Source organism: Haloarcula litorea (genome assembly GCF_029338195.1).
Classification (GTDB): domain Archaea; phylum Halobacteriota; class Halobacteria; order Halobacteriales; family Haloarculaceae; genus Haloarcula; species Haloarcula litorea.
This window is the reverse complement of sequence record NZ_CP119779.1, coordinates 694353-719892: the sequence shown is the minus strand read 5'-3', so window position 1 is coordinate 719892 and position 25540 is coordinate 694353. Positions and strand designations below refer to the sequence as shown.

The 25540-nt window shown below is 62.8% G+C and carries 20 protein-coding genes and 2 pseudogenes; 6 read left to right on the top strand and 16 right to left on the bottom strand.

Annotated elements, in window-relative coordinates; translation table 11 throughout:
- Positions 1-345: 345 nt before the first annotated feature.
- Entirely contained in the window at positions 346-2175 is a 1830-nt protein-coding gene (locus tag P0592_RS03875; RefSeq protein WP_276272954.1) for an ArnT family glycosyltransferase, read from the bottom strand.
- Positions 2176-2263: 88 nt separating this feature from the next.
- The gene (gene rfbB / locus P0592_RS03870) at positions 2264-3190 is read right to left on the bottom strand and encodes a dTDP-glucose 4,6-dehydratase (RefSeq protein WP_276272953.1); all 927 of its coding nucleotides are present in this window, start codon (positions 3188-3190) and stop codon (positions 2264-2266) included.
- 53 nt (positions 3191-3243) lie between these two features.
- On the opposite strand from rfbB, the gene rfbD reads away from it, so the two are divergent.
- On the top strand, positions 3244-4134 hold the full coding sequence (rfbD, locus tag P0592_RS03865; RefSeq protein WP_276272952.1) for a dTDP-4-dehydrorhamnose reductase: 891 nt from the start codon (positions 3244-3246) through the stop codon (positions 4132-4134).
- A gap of 4 nt (positions 4135-4138) precedes the next feature.
- Here the strand turns inward: rfbD and P0592_RS20200 are convergent, their stop codons facing one another.
- From P0592_RS20200 to P0592_RS03835, 7 genes are all read right to left on the bottom strand, one after another.
- The gene (locus tag P0592_RS20200; RefSeq protein WP_419181114.1) at positions 4139-4318 is read right to left on the bottom strand and encodes a hypothetical protein; all 180 of its coding nucleotides are present in this window, start codon (positions 4316-4318) and stop codon (positions 4139-4141) included.
- Positions 4319-4320: 2 nt separating this feature from the next.
- Positions 4321-5394, bottom strand: coding sequence for a glucose-1-phosphate thymidylyltransferase (locus tag P0592_RS03860; protein ID WP_276272951.1), 1074 nt, complete (start codon positions 5392-5394; stop codon positions 4321-4323).
- 2 nt (positions 5395-5396) lie between these two features.
- Positions 5397-5858 (bottom strand): dTDP-4-dehydrorhamnose 3,5-epimerase family protein, encoded by a 462-nt coding sequence (locus P0592_RS03855; RefSeq protein WP_276272950.1) that lies wholly within the window; start codon positions 5856-5858, stop codon positions 5397-5399.
- 255 nt (positions 5859-6113) lie between these two features.
- Positions 6114-7733 carry a glycosyltransferase family 39 protein gene (locus P0592_RS03850; protein ID WP_276272949.1) on the bottom strand — a complete coding sequence of 540 codons (1620 nt, stop codon included), beginning with the start codon at positions 7731-7733 and terminating at the stop codon, positions 6114-6116.
- Between the two features lie 66 nt (positions 7734-7799).
- Entirely contained in the window at positions 7800-9323 is a 1524-nt protein-coding gene (locus P0592_RS03845; protein WP_276272948.1) for an oligosaccharide flippase family protein, read from the bottom strand.
- 637 nt (positions 9324-9960) lie between these two features.
- Positions 9961-11094 carry a non-hydrolyzing UDP-N-acetylglucosamine 2-epimerase gene (gene wecB / locus P0592_RS03840; protein ID WP_276272947.1) on the bottom strand — a complete coding sequence of 378 codons (1134 nt, stop codon included), beginning with the start codon at positions 11092-11094 and terminating at the stop codon, positions 9961-9963.
- Positions 11095-11458: 364 nt separating this feature from the next.
- Positions 11459-12778 carry a glycosyltransferase family 2 protein gene (locus tag P0592_RS03835; RefSeq protein WP_276272946.1) on the bottom strand — a complete coding sequence of 440 codons (1320 nt, stop codon included), beginning with the start codon at positions 12776-12778 and terminating at the stop codon, positions 11459-11461.
- A 629-nt stretch (positions 12779-13407) separates the two neighbouring features.
- Between P0592_RS03835 and P0592_RS03830 the strand changes: the two genes are divergently transcribed.
- Together P0592_RS03830 and P0592_RS03825 are read left to right on the top strand one after the other, a co-directional pair.
- Positions 13408-14346 (top strand): NAD-dependent epimerase/dehydratase family protein, encoded by a 939-nt coding sequence (locus tag P0592_RS03830; RefSeq protein ID WP_276272945.1) that lies wholly within the window; start codon positions 13408-13410, stop codon positions 14344-14346.
- 114 nt (positions 14347-14460) lie between these two features.
- On the top strand, positions 14461-15435 hold the full coding sequence (locus tag P0592_RS03825) for an AAA family ATPase (RefSeq protein ID WP_276272944.1): 975 nt from the start codon (positions 14461-14463) through the stop codon (positions 15433-15435).
- 21 nt (positions 15436-15456) lie between these two features.
- On the opposite strand, the gene P0592_RS03820 is transcribed toward P0592_RS03825, so the two are convergent.
- From P0592_RS03820 to P0592_RS03800, 5 genes are all read right to left on the bottom strand, one after another.
- Positions 15457-15600, bottom strand: coding sequence for a hypothetical protein (locus tag P0592_RS03820; RefSeq protein WP_276272943.1), 144 nt, complete (start codon positions 15598-15600; stop codon positions 15457-15459).
- A 73-nt stretch (positions 15601-15673) separates the two neighbouring features.
- Positions 15674-16369, bottom strand: coding sequence for a DUF7519 family protein (locus tag P0592_RS03815; protein ID WP_276272942.1), 696 nt, complete (start codon positions 16367-16369; stop codon positions 15674-15676).
- A complete protein-coding gene (locus P0592_RS03810) occupies positions 16366-17637 on the bottom strand; it encodes a DUF58 domain-containing protein (protein ID WP_276272941.1) in 1272 nt (423 codons plus the stop codon). The genes P0592_RS03815 and P0592_RS03810 overlap by 4 nt, the downstream gene beginning before the upstream one ends.
- Positions 17634-18260 carry a DUF7269 family protein gene (locus P0592_RS03805; protein WP_276272940.1) on the bottom strand — a complete coding sequence of 209 codons (627 nt, stop codon included), beginning with the start codon at positions 18258-18260 and terminating at the stop codon, positions 17634-17636. The genes P0592_RS03810 and P0592_RS03805 overlap by 4 nt, the downstream gene beginning before the upstream one ends.
- Complete coding sequence (locus P0592_RS03800) at positions 18257-19021, bottom strand: DUF4129 domain-containing protein (protein WP_276272939.1); 765 nt, start codon at positions 19019-19021, stop codon at positions 18257-18259. The genes P0592_RS03805 and P0592_RS03800 overlap by 4 nt, the downstream gene beginning before the upstream one ends.
- A gap of 210 nt (positions 19022-19231) precedes the next feature.
- On the opposite strand from P0592_RS03800, the pseudogene P0592_RS03795 reads away from it, so the two are divergent.
- Both P0592_RS03795 and P0592_RS03790 read left to right on the top strand, forming a co-directional pair.
- A pseudogene (locus P0592_RS03795) lies at positions 19232-21451 on the top strand (nucleotide sugar dehydrogenase); the annotation flags it as partial.
- A gap of 3 nt (positions 21452-21454) precedes the next feature.
- Positions 21455-21949, top strand: a pseudogene (locus P0592_RS03790) (UDP binding domain-containing protein); the annotation flags it as partial.
- Positions 21950-22236: 287 nt separating this feature from the next.
- Here P0592_RS03790 and P0592_RS03785 read toward each other — a convergent pair.
- Both P0592_RS03785 and P0592_RS03780 read right to left on the bottom strand, forming a co-directional pair.
- Complete coding sequence (locus P0592_RS03785; RefSeq protein WP_276272938.1) at positions 22237-23376, bottom strand: glycosyltransferase family 4 protein; 1140 nt, start codon at positions 23374-23376, stop codon at positions 22237-22239.
- A 50-nt stretch (positions 23377-23426) separates the two neighbouring features.
- Positions 23427-24593 carry a glycosyltransferase family 4 protein gene (locus P0592_RS03780; protein WP_276272937.1) on the bottom strand — a complete coding sequence of 389 codons (1167 nt, stop codon included), beginning with the start codon at positions 24591-24593 and terminating at the stop codon, positions 23427-23429.
- 148 nt (positions 24594-24741) lie between these two features.
- Between P0592_RS03780 and P0592_RS03775 the strand changes: the two genes are divergently transcribed.
- Entirely contained in the window at positions 24742-25539 is a 798-nt protein-coding gene (locus P0592_RS03775; RefSeq protein ID WP_276272936.1) for an FkbM family methyltransferase, read from the top strand.
- Position 25540 lies beyond the last annotated feature (1 nt).

Here is a 25540-nt window from a genome sequence, read left to right as displayed (position 1 = left end):
TTGATACCGAGCAATCCAACCGCTACGAAGTTACGAATTTGGACCGGATTACCGAGGACTGTTATGACCTCTGTGCAGCGCTTGACGACCACGGCTCCGATCTCCTGTCGCTGAAGGAGTTCGACAATTCTGTCCGAGGCCCCCGTATCGTCGTTGAAGTACTTGTACTGCCAGAGCTGCACTGAGAAGTCGTCTGCATTCGCGCGGCCCGCCTGAATGGGTAATATGTGTTGGTAAGTGAAAACTAAATTCCAACCAGAGTCTTTTCCTGAACTACAGTCGGGTATGAAACGAGATCGCCAAAACAAATAATATAAATTAGCTATTTTCCGATACGATTATTTATTAACCCCATCGGTATATGTACACTATTTCTTCATTTGTATCTGGAGCAGAAGATAGCTGATAATTTCTTGAATCAAAAGGAGGGTATGGCTCAATCGTGTTTACCAATTCAAGATTTTCTTTGATCCAAAGTTCGCCAGGGATATCTCGATACGTGTTTATAATTATCCACCCGTGTTGGTTTTGTTCAACAATAGATTCTACTTCATTTCTACTTCTTATTGTTGACGCATTAGTGTAGTAGTCTTGACTTTCATCCCGATGGGGAGACATAACATAATCTACATCGATACCATAAATATACAATAAATTAGGCCGGGTGGATATAACCGTATCAGTTTTACTATATCCATTATTCTCTAAATAATCAGCTGCCTGCCGGTAATCCGGCTGAGGTTCATGAATACTGGATGGAGATTCGATTGCTATGCCATATCCGGGTAGTACTAATACCAATATAGCGATGAACGTAAGCGATATGATTACACGTAATTCAAGGCTATCTCGATCAGGAATAACACTGTCGGACAGGTGATAATTTTTTGTAATGAATTGAAACGAATCTTTGAGGCCTATCGAGGCATTTAAAAAGAACAGCGGCGTCATAAAATGTATATATCGTGGCCAGAAGAATGGCTGGATTGAATATATAAAGTAGCTAAGCATTCCAAGACTTAACCAGAAGCTAATAAGGACTGTTGAACGAATTCTGCGTTTCAAATAGACGGAGGAGAACAAGCCAAATACACAAAATATGGAAGTTACCGGATAATGCGTAACGAAAAACATTGGAACCTCATTTACATACCCAATCTTTGATGAATCGATTCCGACGATACCGTAGATCGATTGTGGAAATATAGGGTTTTGTACTACAACCAATATAAATGCATAAAATAGAGTAAAGCTGAAAAAGACCCACCGTATATAAATGAGCTTTTCATTTTTTGGCACGATAGATAACGCTGAACTGAACACCAGAATAGGCATAATAATTATCCATGCTTTATGAGTTTGTGACATTAAGAGAACGACGATCGCACCTATTGCTAAGTAAACCATATTATTTCTGTCAGATTCAGAATGTAAATACAACAAAAACACGAATATTGTGAGTGCGAACAGAAATTGAAACAGTGCATACATTCGTGCTTGTCTCGCCCAAGCAATCTCGAAATATGCAATAGAATAAAATGATGCAGCTATCAGTCCAGTAGCCACTGAATCTATTCTCTTTCCAATTAAATATATTATAATGATAGTGAGTGTTCCAAATATAACACTCGGCAAGCGTGCTGCAAACTCTCCTGTTCCAAATACTGAGATTGATGTATATACAATTATTGTGTTAAATGGTGCACGTGCATATGGGTTTTGAGAACCGAGTAGGACAAATTCGTTATATTTTGCAAATCCCCTTGCAACGCTCACACTGAAGCTCTCATCTATCCAGAACGGTGCATCATTCAATTTTTGAAACCGAAGAAAGAATCCTGTGAGAACAAGGGAAATAATACTTATTTCTGGTAATTTGATGTGTTCCTTTATATTTTGGATCTGCTCAGATGTTGTATTGTTATTGTGATCTCCAATATTGTTATTAAGATAATCGTATAATAATTCCTGGTGTACTACTTCATACCCACCGTCGTTTTTAGCGACTATTCCTCTTGAAACAATTTCGCCGAAATGCCCGGAGTCTACATTAACATCATCAAAATCCCAATCATTTTCTTTTTTATCTATTTTGAGTATTGATTCTAAATCATCTTTTATTTCTGGCTTTTCTTCAACTAATTCGTCTATGTCATTTATGTACTCAGAATCCATATTTACTAAGCAGTTGTCTAGCTATTTTTTGTATGTGACTCATATCGCTCCTTATATTAGTAAACATATCCTCATATTCTATGATACATTATTCATTTAGGTAGTATTCGACAGTCGCTTCGAGCCCGTCCTCAAAGGACCACTCAGGCTCCCAGCCGAGCGCAGTCGTCTTCGACGCGTTAATGGCGTATCGCTGGTCATGCCCGGCCCGGTCCTCGACAAACTCTATCTGGTCTTTCGACCCCCCGACAGCGTCAAGAATCCGTTTTGTTACTTCTAGGTTCGTCAGTTCTTCACCGCTCCCGATGTTGTACACTTCACCGACCGAACCGGACTCGAGCACAGTCTCCAACGCCCGACAGTTGTCTTCCACGTATATCCACTCCCGGACGTTCGAGCCGTCCCCGTACACGGGCAGTGATTTCCCCGCGGCCGCACGTTGGATGAATTTAGGAATCAGCTTCTCACTGTGCTGTCGCGGGCCATAGTTGTTTGAGGTACGAGTGATGAGAACTGGAAGACCATGGGTCGTGTAGTAACTCTGGGCGAGCAAGTCGGCACTGGCTTTCGTCGCCGCGTAGGGGTTCCGTGGAGCAAGTGGATCAGATTCCTTAAATTTCCCCTCTGAAATTTCACCGTATACCTCGTCGGTCGATATCTGGAGGAATCGGTTGATGTCGGCGTCAAGCGCGGCATCGAGAAGCACCTGTGTCCCCTGAATATTTGTTGAGACGAACGGTTCGGCACCGTCGATAGCCCGGTCAACGTGGGACTCAGCGGCGAAGTTGACGATGCCGTCGATGTCTGCGACCAGTTCCGAAACCAGATCCCGATCCCGGATATCGCCTTGGATAAACTCGTGGTCCGGATGATCAAGTACCCCTTCGAGATTATCTCTCGACCCAGCGTACGTGAGCGAATCCAGCGTTACGACGGAGTGGTCGGTCTCTTCCAAAACGTGATGGATGAAGTTCGAGCCGATGAATCCAGCGCCCCCGGTGACTAACAACCGCATTGCCACGTGTGTGTGACCGTGCGTATTTATGTTTTTCAGAACTCATCTCCGGTATGCGATTCCTCGTATTGGGTGCTAACGGGCTGCTAGGAAGCAACGTCCTCAAAGAATGTCAATTCAAGGAACACGACATCGTTGGAACATACCACACTTCCCCACCCGATATCGGCGTGCCGTGTCACGAACTGGATATCAGAGACGAGAGCGGAACGGCTACGCTGCTTGATGAGATGGCACCCGACCTCGTCGTCAACTGCGCGGCGATGACGGACGTAGATGGTTGTGAATCGGATCCTGAAGCGGCGATGGCAATCAACGGGACAGCACCAGGGATGGTTGCGTCGGCCTGTGCCGACCGGGATATCGATTTCGTCCACGTCTCGACGGATTATGTGTTTGAGGGCGTCGACGGATCACCGTACCGGGAAGACGCGCCACCGGATCCTATACAGGTCTACGGTGAGAGCAAACTGGCTGGCGAGCGTGCAGTTCGAGAGCAGCATCCAGACCCGATTATCGTTCGGCTCTCGTTCGTCTACGGAGTTCACGGGGGCAACGGAGCACTCACTGGCTTTCCAGCCTGGGTCCGAGACAGACTCGACGCGAGCGAAGAAGTACCGCTGTTCACCGACCAGGCGGTAACTCCGACGCGAGCAGGCCAGGCCGCCGCGACGCTGCTTGACCTGAGCCAGGTCATTCAAACCGGGACTTACCACGTCGCCTGCCGGTCCTGTGTCTCGCCGTACGAGTTCGGGGAACAAATCTGTGAACTGATGGGCACTTCACCAGCGCTGCTCAACGAAGGAAGTATGGCCGACGTGGACCGCCCAGCGAAACGCCCGAAAGAGACGTGTCTCTCCGTCGAGACGGTTGAGTCAGCGCTGGGACGACCACAGCCCACGTTGGCAGAAGACCTTGAACAAATAGCCGAGGCGTTCCAGTAAGGCCTCAGAGGCGGTACTGGTCGATATTTTCGAGGAAGAACTCCCGCTCTGACTCGGGAAGATCGTCGAATCGGAGTACCTCGTCACAGTCAACCCGCGGACACTTCATTACGCGGTTCCCTTCCAGTTCGTTCGCTGAGACGACAGTACCACAGGTCGGACAGGTGTGTGTGATGATACGCATGGTCAGAATTTAAGATCGGAGTTCTCGCCGACGACGAGCCGTCGACCTTCGGGGAGGAGTTCGTCCGCGCCCCCAATGGTCGTCGCCCGGCCGATGAGGCTGTCGACGATTTTCTCGTCGCAGGTTATCTCCGATTCGCCCACGACGACGGTGTTCTCGATGTGTACGCCGGCGATTCGACAGGACGACCCGACCGATGTGTACGGCCCAAGATAGGTGCCGGTTTCGATGGTCGCCTCGGCGTCGATAGAGACGGGGCCCCTGACGACGGCACCGTCCTCGATGGTTGCCGACGCCGCGAGTTCGACTGGACCGGATATCTCGGCGCCGCCTTCGACCGTACCGTCGACCGAGGCGTCAAAGTCTTGTAAGACGAGTCTGTTCGCGTGGAGGATGTCTTCGGGTTTGCCGGTGTCTTTCCACCACCCCTCGACAGTGTGGGAGTCGATATTGTGGCCTTCGTTGAGGAGCAGTTGAATGGCGTCAGTGATCTCTACCTCGCCACGCCAGGACGGTTCGAGGCGCTCGATGGCGTTGAAGATGGCCGGCGAAAACACATAGATGCCGATGAGCGCGAGGTCCGTCGGCGGATCATCAGGCTTCTCGATTAACTGAGTAACGTTTCCGTCCACGTCCACATCTGCGATACCGAAAGCCTGTGGGTCGTCGACTCGCTGCAGCGCGATGCCGGCACCGTAGTCACCGGTCTCGAAACTATCGACTAGCTCGGAGATGCCCTGATTGAGGATATTATCACCGAGATACATTACGAAGTCGTCATCGCCGACGAAATCCCGAGCGGTCCCAGCGGCATGGGCCAGTCCAAGCGGATTGCCCTGGATAATGTAGGTGATATCGACGCCATACTTTGAGCCGTCACCCAGGTGCTCTTGAATTTCTTCACGGCCCTTGTGACCGAGGACGACACCGATTTCGGTGATTCCAGCCTCTTTCAGGTCTTCGACGGCGTACTCAATTACCGGCTTGTTGGCAACCGGAACGAGTTGTTTTGGTCCGGTATGGGTTATCGGCCGAAGCCGCGACCCAGTACCTCCGGATAGGATGAGGCCTTTCATCGTTAGTTAGGCATCTCGTCCCAGTTCATAGGGATTTCGTCTGTATCCGGCGGAAGCCGTTCTTCATCGGGGTCTTCGTAGTCATAGAGGTTCGTCGGGAAGTTTATGAGAATGGCCTGTTCGTTGCCGACAACGGCGAAACCGTGCCAACAGGCCCCGGGTATTCGAATTGCCTGTTGATTGTGCTCTCCGATAACAAACGAGTTTACTTCACCCTGCGTCGGGGAATCTTCGCGATCGTCGTAGATGCCGACTTTGATACGTCCACTCGGGCAAACAAAGTGATCGATCTGTCCACGCGTGTGACGATGCCACGCTCGAGTCACACCCGGATAACTGAGTGAGTAGTATGACATAGCCGGCTCTGGATCGTAATCATCCCAGTCCTCACGAAACATTTCGACGAGGTGGCCTCGCTCGTCGGCGTTCACTTGGAGGTCCCGGACTTCCACACCGTCTATCATATCTAAAGATACTACTATCCCTGAAATCACTCTATCGATATGTGTTTCTATGGTTGTTAGATTTATATTATCAACTAATCCGTGGCTTTATTCCTACGATTAAGAGCACGCGATCGCCCGTCTGATGAAATCCGATATTTGGTTGAAATGGATTCGGAGCAACTGCATATCAAGACCTTATTAAGGATCGTAATTGTCATATTGCCCAGAGTAAAATAATTTGATCGATAGGATCGTAACGTCTTGCGGTTACAGTCAAGCCTTCTTGTTCGTCACGTCGTAGTGGTACACTTCCATATTAACCCATAAAGGATTCTCGTGCTTCTGAAACTCTGACTGCACAAGTTGGCGTGCGTCCGGACTGGTGAAACGCTGATAATACTTCTTCCCGGCGAACAGCCACACGTCTTGACTACCGCTGAGTAACTGTCGTACGTCTGACGTTTCGTTGAGGTATACGGCTCCAGTGCGAGTATGAATGTACCGCCCGTTCTGAAACTCGGCGGAGCTGACCCCGTGCTGCCTGAAAAAGTAGTCCGTCTCACCGTAGTACCACATCGAGAGCTCCGGCCGCGTCGAGACGATGATGTCGTCTTCGTCTGCCCGCTCACGGACCCACTCGCTGGCCTTCTCCCAGTCCGAGCGCTCTGGGTGGGTCGGCGGGTCGTACAGGGACGTCGTGACACCATAGGCGGCGACGGGAGAGGCGACGAGGAGAACGACGAAGAGCAGCGATGCAGAGCGGATGGCCGAGTCGGCGGTCGACGGCGACCCGTCTGCCGTCACGGCCCGCCAGCCGCGTTCGAGACCGAGGACGATGACAGTCAGGCCGAACAGCGCGAGCAGCGGGTAGAGATGGTATATATACCGTGGTGCTTTCCGCGGTGTGATCGTCGCGACACCGAGCGGGAGCAGAAACGCCAGCACCAGCAGCGGCCCGTCCTCGTATCGTCGCCACAGGTACGCCATCCCCGGCCACGAGAGGGCGCCGAGAACGGGATAGTGGACGACGACCACCTTCCCGTAGTACAGCGGTCCGCGGTCCGGCCACGTCTCGGGGATGGGTGCGAGTAAGACGCCAGGGATGCCTCTGACGGCGACGTACGCACCGGCAGCGAGTAGCGCCCCGGTTGCGAGTATGAGGAGGCGCTTGGTCTCTGTGTCGAGCCGTGCTACCTCGCGTTCGTCACGACGACGGAGCCGTGACCCGAGCACCAACAGAAAGAACGCCAGCGTGCTCGCACCGAGTGCGAGGTAGCTCCGCTGCGTCTCGTACCCGAGCACGACGAGCCCGACCAGCAGATACGGATAGACGCTGGTGAACCGCAGGTCCGCCTCGGAGACCCACACCACCAGCACGTACACCGAGCTCAGATAGAAGAACAGCAGCGGGGCGTACATCCGGGCCTCGCGCGACCAGACGAGGATGACGGGGTCGAACGCGAGGAACGCGGCCAGCAGGTACCCGAGCAGGGTGTGGTACCGGCGGCCGAGGAGATATCCGACGCCGATCGAGAGCGTGCTGTAGACGACGCTCGGCAGTCGGGCGGTGAACTCGGAGACGCCCAGATACTCGAACGACTTCGCGATCGGGAGCGAGGTCGTCAGCCAGGCGCGACGATACGGCGAGGAGGGACCGATCGGGTCGGAGAACCCGAGCCCGTTCAGATAGTTCCGCGCGGCCCAGCCGGTGTAGGCCTCGTCGATCCAGAGCGGGGCCGCGCCCAGCCGTCTGAGTCGGAGGTAGAGCCCGAGCAGGACGATGAGCCCGAGCACCGCCGCGTACCCGACCCTCCGACGGTCCCAGCCCGCCGCCTCGCGGTCGACGATCGAGAGGAGGCCGGCAGACAGACGAGTCCGCAACGGCTCGGCCATAGATGTGTGCTTGACGAACGACCCCGTCCGGTAATAAGGGTTTCATCCCGAGCGAGCGCGCCGCGACTACCCCGCCTCGATCGCGTCGATCCCGCGTGCCAGGTACGACGAGAGCGGTTCGGGGACCCGACGGAGGGTCGGCTCGAGTTCCGACCCGGTCACGACGCCCGCGCGGACGGCGACGGACGAGAACACGAGAGCGCCGACGGGCGGGACGACGAGCAACGACAGCAGGGGCGAGGCAAGGACGGCCGCCGACCCGAACACGGCCCCTGCGGTCACGAGTCCCGCGACGGTCACCGCACCGAGTCGAAGGTCCCCGAGTGGATCGAACCCGATACGACGCGCGCTCAGGACGTGCAACACGAGCATCGAACCGTAGGCGACACTCGTTGCCACGGCTGCGCCGGTCATACCGTAGGGCGGAATCAGCAGCAGGTTCAGCACGAGATTGAGCAGCGCAGCCGCCCCCGTCGCGACGATGAGAGTGCGGAGGTCGCCTTTCCCCTGTCCGATCGCGAAGATCGGACGGGCGACCGCGAACCCGAAGGCACCCGGCAACAGCAGGAGGACCACGTCGCTCGCGACGGCGAACTCCGACCCGAAGTACAGCGGGACGAAGGCGTCGACGAGGCTGGCGATCCCGAGTGTGACGAGCAGCGCGAGCGCGACCGTGTACCGCGTCGCGCGTGCGGCGAGCCGTGAAATCTCGTCGGTTCGATCGTCCGCCCACAGTTCGGCGGTCGAGTGCAGCAGTACCATCTGCAGCGCGAACGGGACGAACCAGACGAACTCCGCGATGAGCAGTGCAGCCCGGTAGTACCCGGTGACCTGGCTCCCGGCGAGCGGCTGGAGGAGCAGGATATCCACGTGGTAGAGCGAGGTCATGAGCAGCGTCAGAACCACGCTCAGCACGTTGAACGAGAGCAGCTCCCGCCGCGGGACGTCCCCGGGTTGCCCGACCTGCGAGACGCCGATCTCGAGCCGTCTCGTGACCAGTGCGAACGCGACGACTCCGACGACGAGTGTCGCGACGATGTGTCCGGCGAGTGCGCCGACGACACCGTAGCCGAGCGAGACTAGGGCGAGTCCCACCACCCCGAACAGGATCCGTTGGACGACTGCCAGGGGCTCGCTCTGCGATTCGAGGCCGAGCCCCATCAGCGCGCTACGAGCGGTGAGAAACAGTTGGCGTGCCACGAGGAGGACGGCGAGCGAGAGAACGTACGGCTCGAATCGGCCGCCGAGGAGCCGCGCGACGAGGCCGCTCCACACTGCGACCCCGAGAACCACTCCGAGGCCCACTCCGGCGAGCAGCGCGATGCGAGTGTAGAACCCGAGAACGCTCACCTGCCACTCGCGGTCCCGCTTCTCGGCGATGAACTTGCGGATGCCATCGGATATGCCACCGTTTATGACGACGAGCAGGACGGACAGCACGGAGATGACGAAGGCATACGCACCGTACTGTGCGCTCCCCAGTTCCCGGACCAGAACGGGGGTGATGACGAGTCCGACGAGAAGCGCACCGAACTCTCCGGAGAGAATCGAAAGGAAGCCCGTCGTGACGTCCCGCTCGGAATCACTCATCGTGGCGTGTTCCCCGTGGCAGTGAGCCGCCCCCACTCGGTCGGGGCAGTCGTGCTAAGTTCTCCCGGGCTCGGTACTTACTGGCCACGGTTTCGGATTCGGTCGCTCGTGTCGGGACGACCAGCCGAGAGGATACTCGCGTCCGGCCTCCATCAGTCCCGAACTGACCACACCACACAGTGTTCATACGCTGTCTCGCCGTCTCTCGGGCGAATCAACGTGCTACTCTTCTCAACCGATGGATGAGTTTCATATCCGGTTTACCGCCCGAAAGAGAGTATCGCGCTCACCCGACGAACGAACTGGGAACCCGGTCGGCTCGGCACACGAGCAGGGATCGAATCTCGTCCCGATAGCACCTTACGATTGGTCTCGCAGTGACGAGAACCCGATCCGGAGGAGCGATGTACATCCCCAAAGAGTCGCCGGTTCACAGTCTCGTGCTCGCCTGCGTATCGGAGAATTGGATCGATCCCTGGCTCTCCATAGCTCGACTCGGTCGTTGTCCCGTCCGGTGTCTGCGGAACCCTCACGCCTGTGAAATCGCCACGACGGTCGCGACGACCCCAAACCGAGCGCTACGGCGTGCTCGGTCCGTCGACGACGATTGTGACGATCTCGAACGACGCCGGCGTCGCTACTCCCCGGGCTCGACCGTCCGCTCCCGCCTGTCGGGTCCCGCCGGCTCACCGTCGAGGCCGACGCAGTCGAGGATCCGCTCGGCCGCGTCCCCGTCGCCGAACGGCGAGTCCCAGTCGCCGGCCTTCCCGTACATCCGGCGCGCACCGGCGCGGATCTCCCGGGGGCGACAGCCAGCAACGCAGTTGGCCCCGACGAACGCCGTCTCCGGGCGCTCGGTGCCGTACCGCAGCGTCACGCAGGGCGTCCCGAGGATGCAGGTCTCCTCCTGGACGCCGCCGGAGTCGGTGAACACGAGCGCGGCGGTGCTCTCCAGGCGCAGGAAGTCGAAGAAGTCCAGCGGTTCGACGGTCGTGATGGCCTCGGGCACCGCGAGGTCGAACTCGGCCAGCCGGTCGGCCGCCCGGGGGTGGACGGGGTAGACCACCTCGATGCCCAGTTCCTCCGCGGCGGCGGCCACGCCGCGGAGCACGTCGGCGAAGCGGTCGCGGCCGTCGACGTTCTCGGCCCGGTGAGCGGTCAGCAGGCCGAACTCGCCGGCCGTCAGACCGAACTCCGAGAGGACGGTGCTCGTCGCCGCCGCCCGCTCGTCGGACAGCCGGACGGCGTCGACGACGGTGTTGCCGGTCACGGTGATGCGGTCGTCGGGGAGCCCCTCGTGGCACAGTCGCGTCGCCGTCTCCTCGGTCGGCGCGTGGAGGTGCTCGGCCGCGTGATCGACGAGGACGCGGTTGCGCTCCTCGGGCATCTCGCGGTCGAAGCTCCGCAGCCCGGCCTCGACGTGGGCGACCTCGACGTCGAGCTTGCTCCCCGCGATGGCCCCGGCCAGCGTCGAGTTCGTGTCGCCCTGGACGAACAGCACGTCGGGCTCGACCGACAGCAGCTGCTCCTCGATGCCGATCAGCATCTCGCCGGTCTGGCGGCCGTGCGACCCGGAGCCGACCCCGAGGTTCACGTCGGGCGGATCGAGGTCGAGCTGCTCGAAGAAGACCTCGTCGAGGGACTCCGAGTAGTGCTGGCCGGTGTGGATCACGTGGGTCGGGACTCCGCGCCGGTCACAGGCGGTGATGACCGGCGCGAGCTTGATGATCTCCGGACGCGTCCCGAGGACGAAGGCGGCGGTCGCCGTCACGCCGACTCACTCCACGGAGCGGGGTGGACAGTGGGTGTCACAGCGAGTCTGTTCCGGAGTGGTCTGTAGATGTAATTTGTTATGAACGACTTTCGCGTGTGCGTGGACGACCGAACCGCCGATCCGCTCGCTGCCCGCGGCCTGTCCGTCTGACGGGGATCCCCCTGGGCGCGATCTCCCACCGAAACCACGGAGCAGTGGAGTCTCGTCCCGGATAGCGACTAGATCAGCCTCCGGTATACTGTATATGTCTCGAGCGAGCGGAACGATAGGAGTGTGTACAATACTGATTTCGACACGTGTTACCCGAACGGGGAGCGCTGTTTCCGTGTATTAGCAGTAAGTAAGCGAATATTTATCGGCATCACTCCCGGAACAGCTGGAGCGAGTGCAGGATGATCGCGGTGAACGCCGAGAAGACGCCGACGAGCAGGAACGCGACCGTCACGATCGAGTGCCCCAGCGGGAAGCTCCCCGACTGGACGTAGTTGAAGACCGTCAGGTAGCCGAAGACGGCACCGACGAGGACACAGAGGAGACCGGGCACGCCGAGCGTCAGGATGGGGTGTTCGCGCTCGACGGTCCGGACGATGTTCCCGACGAGCGTGAGCCCGTGTTCGATCGGGCTCTGACTGCTGTGTTCCTCCACGTCGTAGTCGATGGTGGTGGGGACCTCCTCGATCCGGTAGCCGTTCGAGCGGACGTGGTACAGGATGTTCGTGCTCGCGTCCATGTTCTCGCCGAGCGAGTCGGCGGCGGCGAGGGACTCGATGGCCGCCCGGCTGTACACCCGGAACCCGCTCTGAGTGTCCCGGATCCAGGTCGACGGCCTGATCGCGCCGAGACTGACGTTCGTCAAGAGGTTGACACAGGACAGCCCGAGCCGCCGGTAGCGGGGCATCTCGGTCTCGGTCGTCTCGCCGAAGCGACAGCCGATGACGAGGTCCGCGTCGGTCTCCCGCTGCCGGTCGACGAGGGCCGGGATGTCGCCGGGGTCGTGCTGGCCGTCGCCGTCGACGATCGCCAGGTGATCCGCGCCACACCGCCGGGCCTGCTCGAAGAGGCTCTTCAGCGCACCGCCGTAGCCGACGTTTCGCTCGTGTTCGTACACGGTCGCGCCGGCCGCCTCAGCGACGGCGACGGTGTCGTCGTCGCTGCCGTCGTCGACGACGAGGACCGCGTCGGCGTGCTCGGCCGCCGCCTCGACCACCGCTCCGATCGTCGACGCCTCGTTGTACGCGGGGATCCCCACCAGCACCGTCGGCTCCGGTTCGACGGGAGAGGCGAGCCGGGCGTCGACCGCGAACTCGTCGGCGCTCTCGAGGGCCGCACAGCTCGCGGGGAGGTCGACCGGGTCCGCCCGCCCGTCGTGATACACCAGGCCCGGATAGCCGGACTGGCGGGCGAACGCCCGCAGCCGCTCGCGGGCGCTCTCGGCCGCTGCACAGTCCGCCGGCGGGTCGACCACTTCGGCGTCGAGCAGTCGAGCGAAGGTCAGCCCCCGGAGGTCCGCGTCGCGTTCCGCGGTGACGATCGCCCGGTGCCCGCGCGCGTGGACGCGCAGGACCTCGGCGGCGATCCACTCGGCGTTCGACTCGGTCGCGACGAGTCCGACCGCCGGCAGGTTCGTCGCCATCTCGCCGGCCTCGGTCACACCGGCCGACGGCTGGATCTCGCCCGACATACTAGGCCTGTCTCGGGACCGCTGTCGGCGGTCGTGGGCGGGGGCGCTCACCGGCCGCCGTCTCCCTCGCCGGTTCGATCGTCGCCGAAGACGCGGCCGGACCCGGCTCTCCGGCGCGACCACCGGCACGTTCGGATGCGTGTGTCTGGGTCATCGTTTCGTCAGTGAGGGGGCTGTCCCCTCCGCTGTCGTCAGTCGTATGTTCGAGTCAGCGTATTGTTACGACCGGCTTTCCGGCAGCGGGGATCACTCCCGCGCCGCTCGCTCGGAGAACACGGACCTTACCCCGCGACGCCGCGGCGCGCTCGTCGGCCGTGCTTCGCCTGCCACGACAGCGGCTCTCGGCCCGTGAGCGGTCGGAAAAGCGACGAATAACCGAGCCCGAACGCGCCGACGGGGTCCGGCCGACGGCAGCGTCGCCTCCGGACCGCCAGGGTGGGGCCCCGATCGGAGACGCCGGTCGGACGCGCCGCGCTCCCGCGGACCCGACGCGCGGCCGGCAGTCGCCCGGCCCGACACCGGCCGGTCCGCGACCGACGGCCGCCGCGAGCCGACCGAACGGTTAGGGACGGGCATCGGCCGTAGGCCCGTGAATAACTTAGCGTCGGACCCGTCTGTCCCCGACCGAGATGCCCTCAGAGCCCGTCAGTGGCCGTCAGATCCTGATCACCGGTGGGGCCGGCTTCGTCGGCAGCCACCTCGCGGCGGCACTCGTCCCGCACAACGACGTGCGGGTCCTCGACGACTTCTCGGCGGGGGACCGCTCGAACCTCCCGGACGGCGTGACGGTCGTCGAGGGCGACGTCCGGGAGGCGGCGACGGTCGCCGAAGCGGTCGAGGGCGTCGACCTCGTCTTCCACGAGGCCGCGATGGTGAGCGTCCCCCAGTCGGTCGAGCAGCCGGTCGACTGCCACGAGCTGAACGGGTCGGCGACGCTCACGCTGCTGGACAGCGCCCGGCGCGCGGACGCGCGGGTCGTCCTCGCGTCCAGCGCCGCGGTGTACGGCGACCCGGACTCGGTCCCCGTCGACGAGGACGCCCCGCCCGACCCGCAGAGCCCGTACGGGTTCGAGAAGCGGCTGAACGAGCAGTACGCGCGGTTCTACGACGAGACGTACGGCCTCCCGACGGTCCCGCTGCGGTACTTCAACGTCTACGGCCCGCGGGGGCTGGGCGGGGAGTACGCCGGCGTGATCGCCGTCTTCCTCCGGCAGTGCCGGGCCGGCGAGCCGCTGACGGTCGAGGGGGACGGCGAGCAGACGCGGGACTTCGTCCACGTCGACGACGTCGTCCGGGCGAACCGCCTCGCGGCCACGACGGACGCGACCGGCCGCCCGTTCAACGTCGGGACCGGCCGGAGCGTCTCGATCAATAGGCTCGCCGAGACGGTCAGGGACGTCACGGGCGCTGACGTGCCGATCGAGCACGTCTCGGCCCGCGAGGGCGACGTCGAGCGGAGCGAGGCGGACCTCTCGGACGCGCGCGACCTGCTCGGCTACGAGCCGACCGTGTCGGTCCGCGAGGGGCTCGAGGCGCTGTGCGGGCCCGTCTCGCGACCCGACACGTGAGCCCTTCGCCCCGAGTGAGCCCGGACGCGACACGCCCGGGGCCACCGGCTCGACCCGTCCCCGTATCCAGATAAGACGGCGATAACAAAGCCACGGCTTCCGGTCTGGTCGGTAATGAGTTCGGAGACGGACGTCGCGGCGGCGGCCGAACAGTGTGAGAGGGTCCTTGACGCGGTCTCGGACGCCGTGGTGGTCGACCGCGAGACCCTGGCGACGGTGCTCGCCGGCTTTCTCGCCCGCGGGCACGTCCTGCTTGAGGACGTCCCCGGCACCGGCAAGACGCTGACCGCGCGCTCGCTGGCGGCCGCGCTCGGCCTCTCCTTCTCCCGGATCCAGTTCACGCCGGACCTGCTGCCCGCCGACGTCACGGGGACGTACGTCTTCGACGAGCGGCACCGCGAGTTCGACTTTCGCGCCGGCCCGGTCTTCGGCAACGTCGTGCTGGCCGACGAGATCAACCGCGCCTCCCCGAAGACCCAGGCCGCGCTGCTGGAGGCGATGGCCGAGGGCCAGGTGACCATCGACGGGGAGACCCACGCGCTGCCCGACCCCTTCTTCGTCATCGCCACGCAGAACCCCATCGAGCAGGACGGGACCTTCCCGCTGCCGGAGGCGCAGGTCGACCGCTTCGTCGTGAAGACGAGTCTGGGCTACCCCGACGCGGCCGGCGAGCGGGAACTGGTAGACCGCCGGGCCGCCCGCGACGACCCCACGCCGACGGTCCAGCGGCGCACGAACGTCTCGCCGGCGGCGCTCAGGCGCGTGCCCGAGGCGGTCCACGTCGACGGCGAGGTCCGCGACTACGTCGTGCGGCTGGCGCGGGCCACCCGCTCGGCCGACCGCGTCGCGACCGGCGTCTCGCCGCGGGCGACCCAGCGGCTGTTCGAGGCGGCCCGCGCGCTGGCCGTCGTCGAGGGCCGGGGGTACGTCACGCCGGACCACGTCGCCGGCGTCGCGCCGGCCGTACTCGCACACCGGCTGGTCCTGACCGCCGACGCCCGCGTCGACGACGTCGACGCGCGAGCGGTCGTTGAGGACCTGCTGGATCGCGTCGAGGTACCGAGCGTCGCCTACACCGACCCGGTGTAGCCGCGGCGTCCGAGACCGGGCCTACAGCCCGATCAGGTCGTCGAGCTCGACCTCGGCCAGGCGGCCGCCACAGACCGCACACTCGTCGACGTGATCCGGCGCAGCGCCGCCCTCCATGTGGAGGTTGCCACAGTCCGTACAGACCTCGAAGTCGGATTCGAGCATACGGGCGGCCCTGTGACCGCCTGTCGGAAGTGAGTTGTCCCCGGTCGGCTCGCAGTCGCGACCGCGCGTCGGCTCACCGATACAGCGCCGCCAGCAGCACCACTGCACCGGCGAGGACGAGCAGGAGCGTCGCCAGCGGGAGGCCGGTCGGGCCGCGCTCGAACAGCAGGAGCGCGACGCCGACGAGGGCCGCGCCGTAGCCGGCCGAGCCGGCGGCGTGGAGCAGTTCGACCCGCCGGGTGGCGGCGTCGGTCCGGAGCTGCTCGCCGAGTCCGACGGCGTGCTCGCCGGTGTCCCAGGCGACCACGCCGGCCGCGGTGGCGACCAGCAGCGGGAGGGGGGTGGTCCGCTGGAAGACCCCGTCCAGCGCGACGGCGACGACGAGCGCACCGAGGCCCGCCGAGAGGAGCCGGCGGGCGAGCCGCCCGCGGAGGGGAGAGACGCCCAGCCCCACGAGGACGACGCCGGCGAGGCCGGCGAGCAGTGCCGCCCGCCGGCCGGCCGACAGCGGGGCGGTGGCGGCCAGAGCGAGCGACGCGAGGACGACGACCGCGCCGACACCCGCGAGCCCCAGGCCGACGACGCGGCTGCCGTCCAGGAGGCTCGCCCAGCGGCCGCCGACGAGGAGGCAGGCCAGCCCGAGGACCGTCCCGGCGAGCGGGAGCCGCTGGCCGGCGGCGGGCGCGAGCACGCCGACCGCGCCGCCGGCCAGCAGGACCGCCAGCAGGCTCCCCAGCGGCGTCGGGCGGTGGTCGACGGGCCGGCTCACGCGCCGACCCCCCGTTCGGCGTCCGCCAGCAGCACCGCGCCCAGCGGCTCCTCGGGGTCCCAGTCGACGACCCGGACGCCGGCCTCCCGCAGGTCGGTGAGCCGCAGCGAGCGCGCCAGCCCGGCCGTCCGCCGGCCGAGCGTCCCGTCGCCGGTCACGTCGGGGCTGACCACCGTCGTCCGGTGCCCGGCGGCCGCGAGTTCCCGGATCGCCGCCGCGACGTCGTCGTCCAGCAGCGGCGAGCAGACGAGCAGCTGCGTCCCGCCGTCGAGGCGCTCGCGGAGCGTCTCCAGTTGCGTCGCCAGCTCACCCCCAGCATCCGGGGCGGGCGGCCGCGCCGACAGGCTCGGGTGGCTCGCCAGCTGCGTCCGGAGCCGCCGGCGGTGGTCCGGGCCGGTCCCGGGGGCCTCCCAGCACAGCGCCGGGCCGACCGCGGCGAGGCCGACGGCGTCGCGGGTGTCCGACAGCGCCGCGACGAACTGCTCGACGGCGGCCAGGCAGTGTGCGACCGCGCTTGGCTCGCCCGCCGCCCGCGAGCGGTGGGCGGGCTCGCGCCCGTCGACCAGCAGGAGGACCGAGGCCCGCCGCTCCTCGCGGAACTCGACGGTGGTCCGCTCGCCGGTCCGGGCCCACCGCTTCGCGTCGACGCGCGAGAGCGGGTCCCCGGAACGGTACTCGCGGACGGCGTGGAACTCGACGCCGCTGCCGCCCCGGTCGGTCGGCAGGCGGCCGGTGTGGCGGTCGGTCTGTCGCCGGAGCGGCGCGTCCGTGCCGTCGGCGGCGACGGCCAGCTCCGTCTCGGCGGCGACGGTCGTCTCGACCTCGTGCGCACCCGAGAGGCTCCGGACGACGACGGTCGCCGTGTCGAACTGGTGGCGGCCGCCGCCGGCGTCGACGGCGTAGGTGAACTCGGTCGTCCCGCCGGGCCGCAACACCGCTGCGTGGCGCGGGCTGCCGTCCGTGACCGACAGCACGGCCGGGACGCCGTCGAGGACGCGCACGTCCGTCAGGGTGCTCGACCCCGTGTTCGTCAGCCGCGTCGTCACCGTCACCGCCTCGCCGCGGCCGGGCCGGCTGTCGCTGACCGCCCGTTCGAGCGCGAGGTCGACCGTCGGCGGCCCGGTGAGGTGCGGGTAGGCCGCGAACCCGGCCCCCACGACGCCGGCCAGCAGGACCGCCGGTCGGTCGGCCAGGACGCCGACGGCGACGGCGAACAGCGCCACGACGGCGATGCCGCGCCAGCGGCCTGTCGTCCGGACCGTCGTCACCGTCGGTCGCCCCCCTCGCCGTCGGCCGTCCCCTCTTCGGCGAGCAGCGCTCGCGCGGTCCGTCGGGCGGCGTACTGGGTCCAGGTGTCGCCCCACAGGAGCGGGCCGACCCGGTCGATCAGCGTCGGCCGGTCGGACGCCCCGGCGAGAAACGCCGCGGCGACGTCGTCGTCGGTCCAGGCCCCCGTCCGGACCCGCGCCTGCGCGTCGGCCCGGGTCTGGCCGTCGTTCCGTCGTTGCACCCGGACCGCCGCAGTCCGTAGTTCGTCCCGGACGCGTCCGGTGTCGGCCGTGTGGCCGCGGACGCGCGGGAGGACGCCGCCGACGAACGCGTCGAAGTCGTCGCCCGGCCGGGGCGTCTCGGGCACCGTCTCCGGTGCCGGCGGGTCGGCCTGCTCGACCGACCCGACCGCCCGTCGGGCGGCGAGGACGCCGAGGACGACGGCCGCGACGGCGGCCACGACGGCGACCAGCCAGAAGTCGTTCCCCAGCAGGGCGACGGCCCACGCGACCGGGAGCGACGACGCGACGCCGGGCACCAGCGCGGCGGCGAGGATCGCCACGCCGGCGGCGAGCAGCAGGGTGCGACCGCCGCGTCGAAGGACAGTCCCGGCCCGGTTCACAGGACCGCCTCCTCCCGCTCGCGTTCGTCGACGGCCTGCAGCGCCGCGCGCGCGATCCGCTGCCGTTCGCCCTCGGGCGGGGCGTCGCCGTAACGGACGTCCTCGAAGGCCCGCCGCAGCGGGGTCACGACCGCCGGGTCGTAGCCGGCCTCGACGGCGCGCTGGGCACACTCCCGCGGCGTCCGGGTCCAGGGGTCGTCGACCCCGGCCTCCGCGAGCAGTTCCGCCCACGCCCGCTCGACGGTGTTCGACGGGCTGGCGACGCGGTGGGTCGTGGCCCCCTCCTTCGGGCTCCGGAGCCAGCCGGCCAGTCGCCCGCGGTAGCGGTAGCCCACGCCCGCCCCGACCAGCCCGGCGAGCACGGCGGCCACGAGGAGCCAGTCGGGGCCCGGCTCGGTCGGGACTCGCCGCAGTCCGGAGGACTCGTCGCTCCCCTGCGCGGACTGGCCGCCGTCTGCGGACTGCTGGGCCTGTCGCTGCCCCCGGCCGTCCTGCGATCGGGACCGGTCGCGCTCGCCCCCTCCGGACGCGTCGGTCGTCTCGTCGGGCTCGCCCTCGCCGGTGTACTGATCGTGGATACGCTGGACGGCCTCGGCGACCTCGCGGCTCTGACCCTCGCCGAGATTCAGTTCCTCGAAGTCCAGGTCGACGGCGTCCGCGGGGTCGGTCGACACGGTGCCGCCCAGGGCCGCCGCCGCGACGGGCAGGGCGGCGACGACGGCCAGCGCGGTGACGACCGACACGGCTCTATGGTGGTTCATACGGTGACGGGAGACGGCCTCGTACTGCTCCCGGCTCGGGGGGAGTCGGGCCTTGTTATAGGGACGCTATCTCCGTCCGACGCACTCTCCCGGTCTGGTAAGCCCGCCGTTGTTCCCCGAGGGCACCGGGACTGGAACCGGGCCCGAGGGTCGCCGACGGCCGACGTAGGACCCCAATTCTCAAACCCGGTGGTGGCCAACCCTCCCCCAATGCACGTCAGCATCGTCGGGAGCGGCTACGTCGGGACGACCGTGGCGGCGTGTCTCGCCGACCTCGGCCACGAGGTGACGACGATCGACATCGACGAGGGGATCGTCGACGCGATCAACGCCGGCGAGGCCCCGATCCACGAGCCCGGGCTGGACGAGCTGGTCGCGACCCACGGCGGCGACCGCCTGCGCGCGACCACCGACTACGACGCGGTCCGCGAGACCGACCTGACGATGCTGGCCCTGCCCACGCCCTCGAACGAGGACGGCAGCATCGACCTGCAGTACATGGAGGCCGGCGCGGCGTCGGTCGGCGAAGCACTGGCGGCCGGCGAGGGCGGCGACGACCCCCACCTCGTCGTCACCAAGTCCACCGTGATCCCCACGACGACCGAGGAGCGGCTCGCCCCCCGCATCGCCGAGGCCGGCCTCACGCGCGGCGCGGACTTCCTCGTCGCCGCGAACCCCGAGTTCCAGCGCGAGGGGACCGCCGTCGCGGACTTCTTACAGCCCGACAAACTCGTCTTCGGTGCCGACGACGACCGCGCCTTCGAGCGCCTGCACGCCCTGTACGCGCCGCTGCGCGAGGCCGCCGACGCCGACGTCCCGGTCGTCGAGACCGGGATCGCCGAGGCCGAGATGATCAAATACGCCAACAACACCTTCCTCGCGGCGAAGGTCAGCCTCATCAACGACATCGGCAACGTCTGCAAGGAGTTCGGCGTCGACGCCTACGAGGTGGCCGAGGCCATCGGGCTGGACGACCGCATCGGCGAGCGGTTCCTGCGGAGCGGCGTGGGGTGGGGCGGGAGTTGCCTCACTGGCGATCAGCGAGTGATGGCAAAAGACGAGGATGGCACGAGGTTACTCACACTCGCGGAGTTCTTTGATCAGTACGTTTCTGACGGTGCCGTCGAGGAGGTATCCGTGCTTAGTTGTGACGAGCAGGGAACCTTCGAGTTCAAGCCAGTCCAGGCGGCAACGCGGCGCCCATACGAAGACGAACTCTACACAGTTCGGACGAAGATGAACAAGGAGGTCACCGTCACCAGCGACCATCCGATGGTGACCGTCGAGAGCGGCGAAACGGCGATTCGTGAGGCCGAGGCGCTGTCGCCTGGCGACCACCTCCCAGTACAGACGAGTCTCCCTGTCGACCCGATTGGTTCGGTTGATTTGCTCGAACTAGTGGCATCTTCCGACCGATTCGACAACTCAAGTGTCTATCTGAAACCGTCGTTCGAACTGGCGACTATCGACGACGAGTTCCGCGCTGCACTGGCGGAGTACAACCGACAGTTCGACTACTCGAAACTCCACGACCTCGTACGGAGTAACTACCTCCCACTGGACGTATTCCTCACCTATGAAGACGAGTTGCCAATCGACCGCGAAGATCTGTCTCTCTACACAACAGTCGGGGGCGGACAAACGTACGTCCCCGCGATAATTGATGCGGACGATGAGTTCTGGCGGTTCATCGGCTACTACCTGAGTGAGGGCCACATCCACGAAGACGACTCTACACGGGGATCGAACGTTCGGAAGCGCGTCTTCCTGAGCTTCCACCCGTCGGACGAACACAAGTACGTCTCAGAAGTCGAATCGTTCTACGAGCGCCTCGGAATCCGCTATCGGACCGAGACGCAAGACACAGCGACACAAATTGAGGTTTCGAGTCGAGTTTTTGCATACCTGCTCGAATGGCTCGGGTGTGGAACAGGGTCGTACACGGCGGCGATCCCGGACCTCGCCTATCAAGAGCCAACCGACCACCGGAAAGCGCTCCTGTCAGGCCTGTTCCGGGGCGACGGGCATATCGAATACACGAGCCACTCCAACGCTGTTGTGTACGATTACGGTTCCGTCAGTCAGGATTTGATTCAGGGAATGCAGTTCCTGCTTCACAGTCTCGGTATCGTGCCCAGTTACAAAACGTCACAGTCGGCAAAATCCACGAAGCCAGCGCACTTCCTCCGTGTGAGTTCGAAGAGACAGATCGCACTCTTGAAAGATATGTTTCTGTCTGCTGAACAGCAGAAAATTCAGCAACGGTTGGATGCCTACGACCGAGACATTAAACCGACCGGCCATACCGACGGTGGAATCCACACGACGGTCAAGATCACGGATGTTACTGTTACCGAAGCGTCGACCGACGTGTATTCACTGGAAGTCGCCGAGAATCACACCTTCGTTACGACTGATGGGTTGGTAGTCCACAACTGCTTCCCGAAAGACACGGACGCGATCATCGCCGCGGCTCGCGAGCGCGGCTACGACCCGACGGTGCTCTCGGCGGCCGTCGAACTGAACGACGCCCAGCCCGAGCGGTTGCTGGCACTGCTGGACGAGCACGTCGACGTGGCAGGCAAGCGCGTCGCGGTGCTGGGACTGGCGTTCAAACCCGGGACCGACGACATCCGGAACACGCGCGCGGTGCCGGTCATCGAGGGGCTGCGCGAACGCGGTGCCGAGGTCGTCGCCTACGACCCCGTCGCCGTCGAGGCGATGCGCGAGCGGTACCCCGATATCGAGTACGCCGACTCGGCTGGTGAGGCGCTGGACGGCGCACACGGTGCCGTCGTGGTGACCGACTGGGACGAGTTCGCGGCGCTGGACGAGGCGTTCGACGCGATGGCCGATCCTGTGGTCGTGGACGGCCGGCGGATCGTCGAGCGGCGTGCGGGGATCACCTACGAGGGGTTGACTTGGTAAATCAGGCATCGATCTCCTGTCTACCGACGATGAAAACAAAACCGGTGGGGACTCCACCTGCGGTTTTCAGCTTTCCCGCCGGAGAAATATCTCGACAGGTCGGGCAACGATCTTCTCACCCCAAGTTGGGGAGAGTAGGCGTGAGGCATACACCTTGCGTAGACCCGAACGGAAAACCACCGACCGACTCACGTAGCGGTATGTCGCTGGCCGTGTACGGTCAACCGGTGACAGGCAAGCCAATCCAGATCGAATCAAGAACCAGAGAGCAGCCTCGACGTCTCCCCTCATCCACTGTTCTCTGTTAGTACCCGATCAACGACCGTTGCGATTTGCTCGCGGAACTGCTCACGGCCAAAGCGGCCGTCGATATCGGGGAGCGTCGACCGCAGATGTTCCCCGCCGTCCGGAAGCGAGAGGACTCCACAAATGGTTTCGACGGCGTCGGTCGCTGAGCGGTACAGCACCGTATCGGTCTCGTCGACGACCTCGCGCTGGCCCCCACTGTCCGGAACGAATGGGACAGTGCCCCCGGCCAGCAACTCAGCGATAGCCATCCCGAAGTGCTCTTTCTCCTTGCCGTGGATACCGTACCGGTGACTAGCGATCAGGTCACACAGTGTTGCCCGATCCAACTCGCCTTCGAGTGTGACGAACTCCAAGTGCGACATCTGGCGGCGAACTCGGCGTGCATACGCGGAGTCGGCCAGCGGTCCGGCGATGTGGAGGTGGACATCGTGACTCCGACTGCGGACCCGTTCGATGATCCGAACCAACCGGAGGATGTTCTTCGTGGGCTCGACCCGACCGACGGCGACGAATCCGTTCTCGCGCTCGGTCCACGGAAGGGGGTCGAACCCGCTGGTGTCGACCGGGGGGTAGATGATCTTGGGATGCACGCCGTAGACGTCGTCGGTCACGCTCGCGGTCCATCCGGAGTTTGCCAACAGCATCGACGACCGGATCTGTTCGGGGTCGTGACCATCGATTGACTCTACCGTACGGAGGTATGCCCACTCGGCCAGTTCCCGGCGCGGTCCGGCCGCGTTCGGGTAGTGGATGTACTGGACCGCCGGTATATCGAAGGTGAACTCGTTGTACGTACTGACCACGAGATCGTACGGCGATGGCTCCCAGACTCGCTTGAGGAGGGCGCTTCGGAGCTTCCACAGCCGTGTCTCAGGGAGCGACGCGAGAGACGCCAACCGGTCGATAGCTGAGTCTGCGAGCCTGGCTCTGTCAATCTCGACATTCCCCTCCCGGACATCGGTGTCGTAGTAGTCATTCAGAGCTGACAGGTTTGGTTCCGAGACAGTGACTAACGTGAGATCGTGGTCGTTCTGCAACGTCTGGAGAACGTTCATACAGACGGCTTCGCCGCCGCCACGCGACGCCAGGTTAGGGTGGAAGACGGCGATAGAGGCCATTCGTTTGCCGTACAGCGGGTCGGTATATAATTACGTTGCTTGGGCAGGGCTCACTGCTCGCCAGTCCGCTCCAGTTCCTCTGCGACGATGTCTCTGATCGCGTCGCGAAACCGGTCGCAGCCGAACCGCTCCTCGACATCAGGCAACCGTGCCCTGAGGTCGGCTTGCCGATAAGGATCTGTGACGACCGCCTCGATAGCGTCGACGGCCTCGGCGGTGGACTTCCAGCTCAGATCGTCAACACTGACGATCTCGCGCTGGCCGCCCTCTTCCGGGACAAACGGAACGGTCCCACCAGCGACGAGCTCCGCTACCGCGATGCCGAAGTGTTCAGCCGGCTTCGTGTGCAAGCCGTACTTGTGGCAGCCGACGAGGTCGGTGAGTTCCTCACGTGGAAGTTCGCCCTCGACAGTGACATAGGGTCTTTCGGCCGCGATGGCCTGAACCTCCTCGTAGTACTTCTCGTGGGTGATCGACCCGACGACGTGGAGGTGCAGGTCGTGGCCGCGCTCGCGGAGTTCGTCGAGGATCTCGATGCCATCGAGGACGCGCTTGTCCGGAGAAATGCGGGTGATCGCAACGAAACCGTCCTCGCGGTCATCCCAGGGTAGTCCATCGAGGCCGGTAGTGTCGACCGGAGGGTAGAGAACCTCAGGCCGGTGACCGTAGTGGTCCGCAAACCGCTCAGCCGTCCATTCGGAGTTGGCGAGTAGGCGACTGTCGGCCAGCTCGTCGAAGTCGAAGCCGGCGACCCAGCGCGAGAAGTCGTCGTACAGGCGCCGTTTGAAACCGTCGCGCTCAGGCGAGTCCGGGAATGTACCCGGGTAGTAGTTTGGGTGGTGGATGTAGAGAATCGACGGCGGCGCGAGGACGTACTCGTTGTAGGTGCTGAACCGGAGGTCGAAGTCCTGTCCCCGATTGCTGGCGTAGCGGTCGAACAACGCCTTTTTGAACATATTGAAGTCGGGGATACGGTCGCTCGTGATCCGCCGTCTAAAAATCTCGGTGAACAGCTTCAGTCCGCCCTTGATCTGAATGACCTCGAAGTCGTTGAGGGTAATGCCGTAGTAATCCCGGAAGAAATCGGCGTCGACATCGCGCTCCGTAATGACTGTCAGGCTGTGTTCCTCAGTTAGCGCCTGCAGAACGTTTGTAAAGACAAATTCAGCACCTCCCTTTGCTTTAATATCTGGATGTATGATACAGATTTGAACCATAGATACTCTTTGATATCAAACTGTGGTCACAAGTGCTTATATGTGAGTCGATCTTCTCACCCATACGGATAGCGTGAAACAGATGACTGCCCGTTGTTTCGTTCCTTTATGAACGTCTATGCTTCCTGATAAGGCTCTTCGAAAAGGTATGCGTAATCCGCGAGCAGCGGCACAATACATCTATACCCAAATTGGGGATCGATTGGGGTGGACCGATGACGTAGTATGGGAAAAATTCATAATAAACGGGCTAGCCTGCCGGTTCGACACTAGAGACGAAGTTGGTGGTCAAGATCTGAAAAATATGTACTCGGCAAATACGTCGTCTAGTGAACGGGACCAACTTGCAGATCTGCTCTCCCGCCTTCACCGTGATGATGTATTCTACGATATCGGTGCTCATTTAGGATTTTACTCAGTTTTTGCAGCGAAATATCTGACGGAGGGAAATGCATATCTATTCGAACCGTATCCGCCGAATGTTGAGCAGCTCAAACGGAATCTGGAGCTAAATGATCTATCGGCAAACGTCTACGAGGTGGCGTTGTCTGATGAGAATGGGATGATGACAGTTCGTGTTCCGAGTCACGAGTACACTGGTATGCAGATGTTGAGTCTCTCTGATAATGGTGAGGAGGTCATCAATACATTTCGCGGAGATGAGATTATTGAGCGTGAGGATTTATCTCCTCCGAACGCTGTGAAGATTGATGTAGAGGGGGCAGAACCATTAGTAGTTGATGGACTAGAGAATACACTGGCCCGTGAAGACTGTCGGCTTTTATCAGTAGAAGTCCACCTACCGTCGGAAAATTCCATCTCGTCTATCAGAGACCACGGCTGGACCATCCAAGAATTTGAATCTCGCATTCAAGAGTTGGGATTCGATATCGTCAAAACAAACCGAAGAGATACTGAAGTACATCTATTAGCTGAAAAACGGTAAT

Excerpts from the sequence above, each read along its gene's own strand:
- P0592_RS03875 (WP_276272954.1), bottom strand. The coding sequence starts at position 2,175 with ATGGATTCTGAGTACATAAATGACATAGACGAATTAGTTGAAGAAAAG.
- rfbB (WP_276272953.1), bottom strand. The coding sequence starts at position 3,190 with ATGCGGTTGTTAGTCACCGGGGGCGCTGGATTCATCGGCTCGAACTTC.
- rfbD (WP_276272952.1), top strand. The coding sequence starts at position 3,244 with ATGCGATTCCTCGTATTGGGTGCTAACGGGCTGCTAGGAAGCAACGTC.
- P0592_RS20200 (WP_419181114.1), bottom strand. The coding sequence starts at position 4,318 with ATGCGTATCATCACACACACCTGTCCGACCTGTGGTACTGTCGTCTCA.
- P0592_RS03860 (WP_276272951.1), bottom strand. The coding sequence starts at position 5,394 with ATGAAAGGCCTCATCCTATCCGGAGGTACTGGGTCGCGGCTTCGGCCG.
- P0592_RS03855 (WP_276272950.1), bottom strand. The coding sequence starts at position 5,858 with ATGATAGACGGTGTGGAAGTCCGGGACCTCCAAGTGAACGCCGACGAG.
- P0592_RS03850 (WP_276272949.1), bottom strand. The coding sequence starts at position 7,733 with ATGGCCGAGCCGTTGCGGACTCGTCTGTCTGCCGGCCTCCTCTCGATC.
- P0592_RS03845 (WP_276272948.1), bottom strand. The coding sequence starts at position 9,323 with ATGAGTGATTCCGAGCGGGACGTCACGACGGGCTTCCTTTCGATTCTC.
- P0592_RS03835 (WP_276272946.1), bottom strand. The coding sequence starts at position 12,778 with ATGTCGGGCGAGATCCAGCCGTCGGCCGGTGTGACCGAGGCCGGCGAG.
- P0592_RS03830 (WP_276272945.1), top strand. The coding sequence starts at position 13,408 with ATGCCCTCAGAGCCCGTCAGTGGCCGTCAGATCCTGATCACCGGTGGG.
- P0592_RS03825 (WP_276272944.1), top strand. The coding sequence starts at position 14,461 with ATGAGTTCGGAGACGGACGTCGCGGCGGCGGCCGAACAGTGTGAGAGG.
- P0592_RS03820 (WP_276272943.1), bottom strand. The coding sequence starts at position 15,600 with ATGCTCGAATCCGACTTCGAGGTCTGTACGGACTGTGGCAACCTCCAC.
- P0592_RS03800 (WP_276272939.1), bottom strand. The coding sequence starts at position 19,021 with ATGAACCACCATAGAGCCGTGTCGGTCGTCACCGCGCTGGCCGTCGTC.
- P0592_RS03785 (WP_276272938.1), bottom strand. The coding sequence starts at position 23,376 with ATGGCCTCTATCGCCGTCTTCCACCCTAACCTGGCGTCGCGTGGCGGC.
- P0592_RS03780 (WP_276272937.1), bottom strand. The coding sequence starts at position 24,593 with ATGGTTCAAATCTGTATCATACATCCAGATATTAAAGCAAAGGGAGGT.
- P0592_RS03775 (WP_276272936.1), top strand. The coding sequence starts at position 24,742 with ATGCGTAATCCGCGAGCAGCGGCACAATACATCTATACCCAAATTGGG.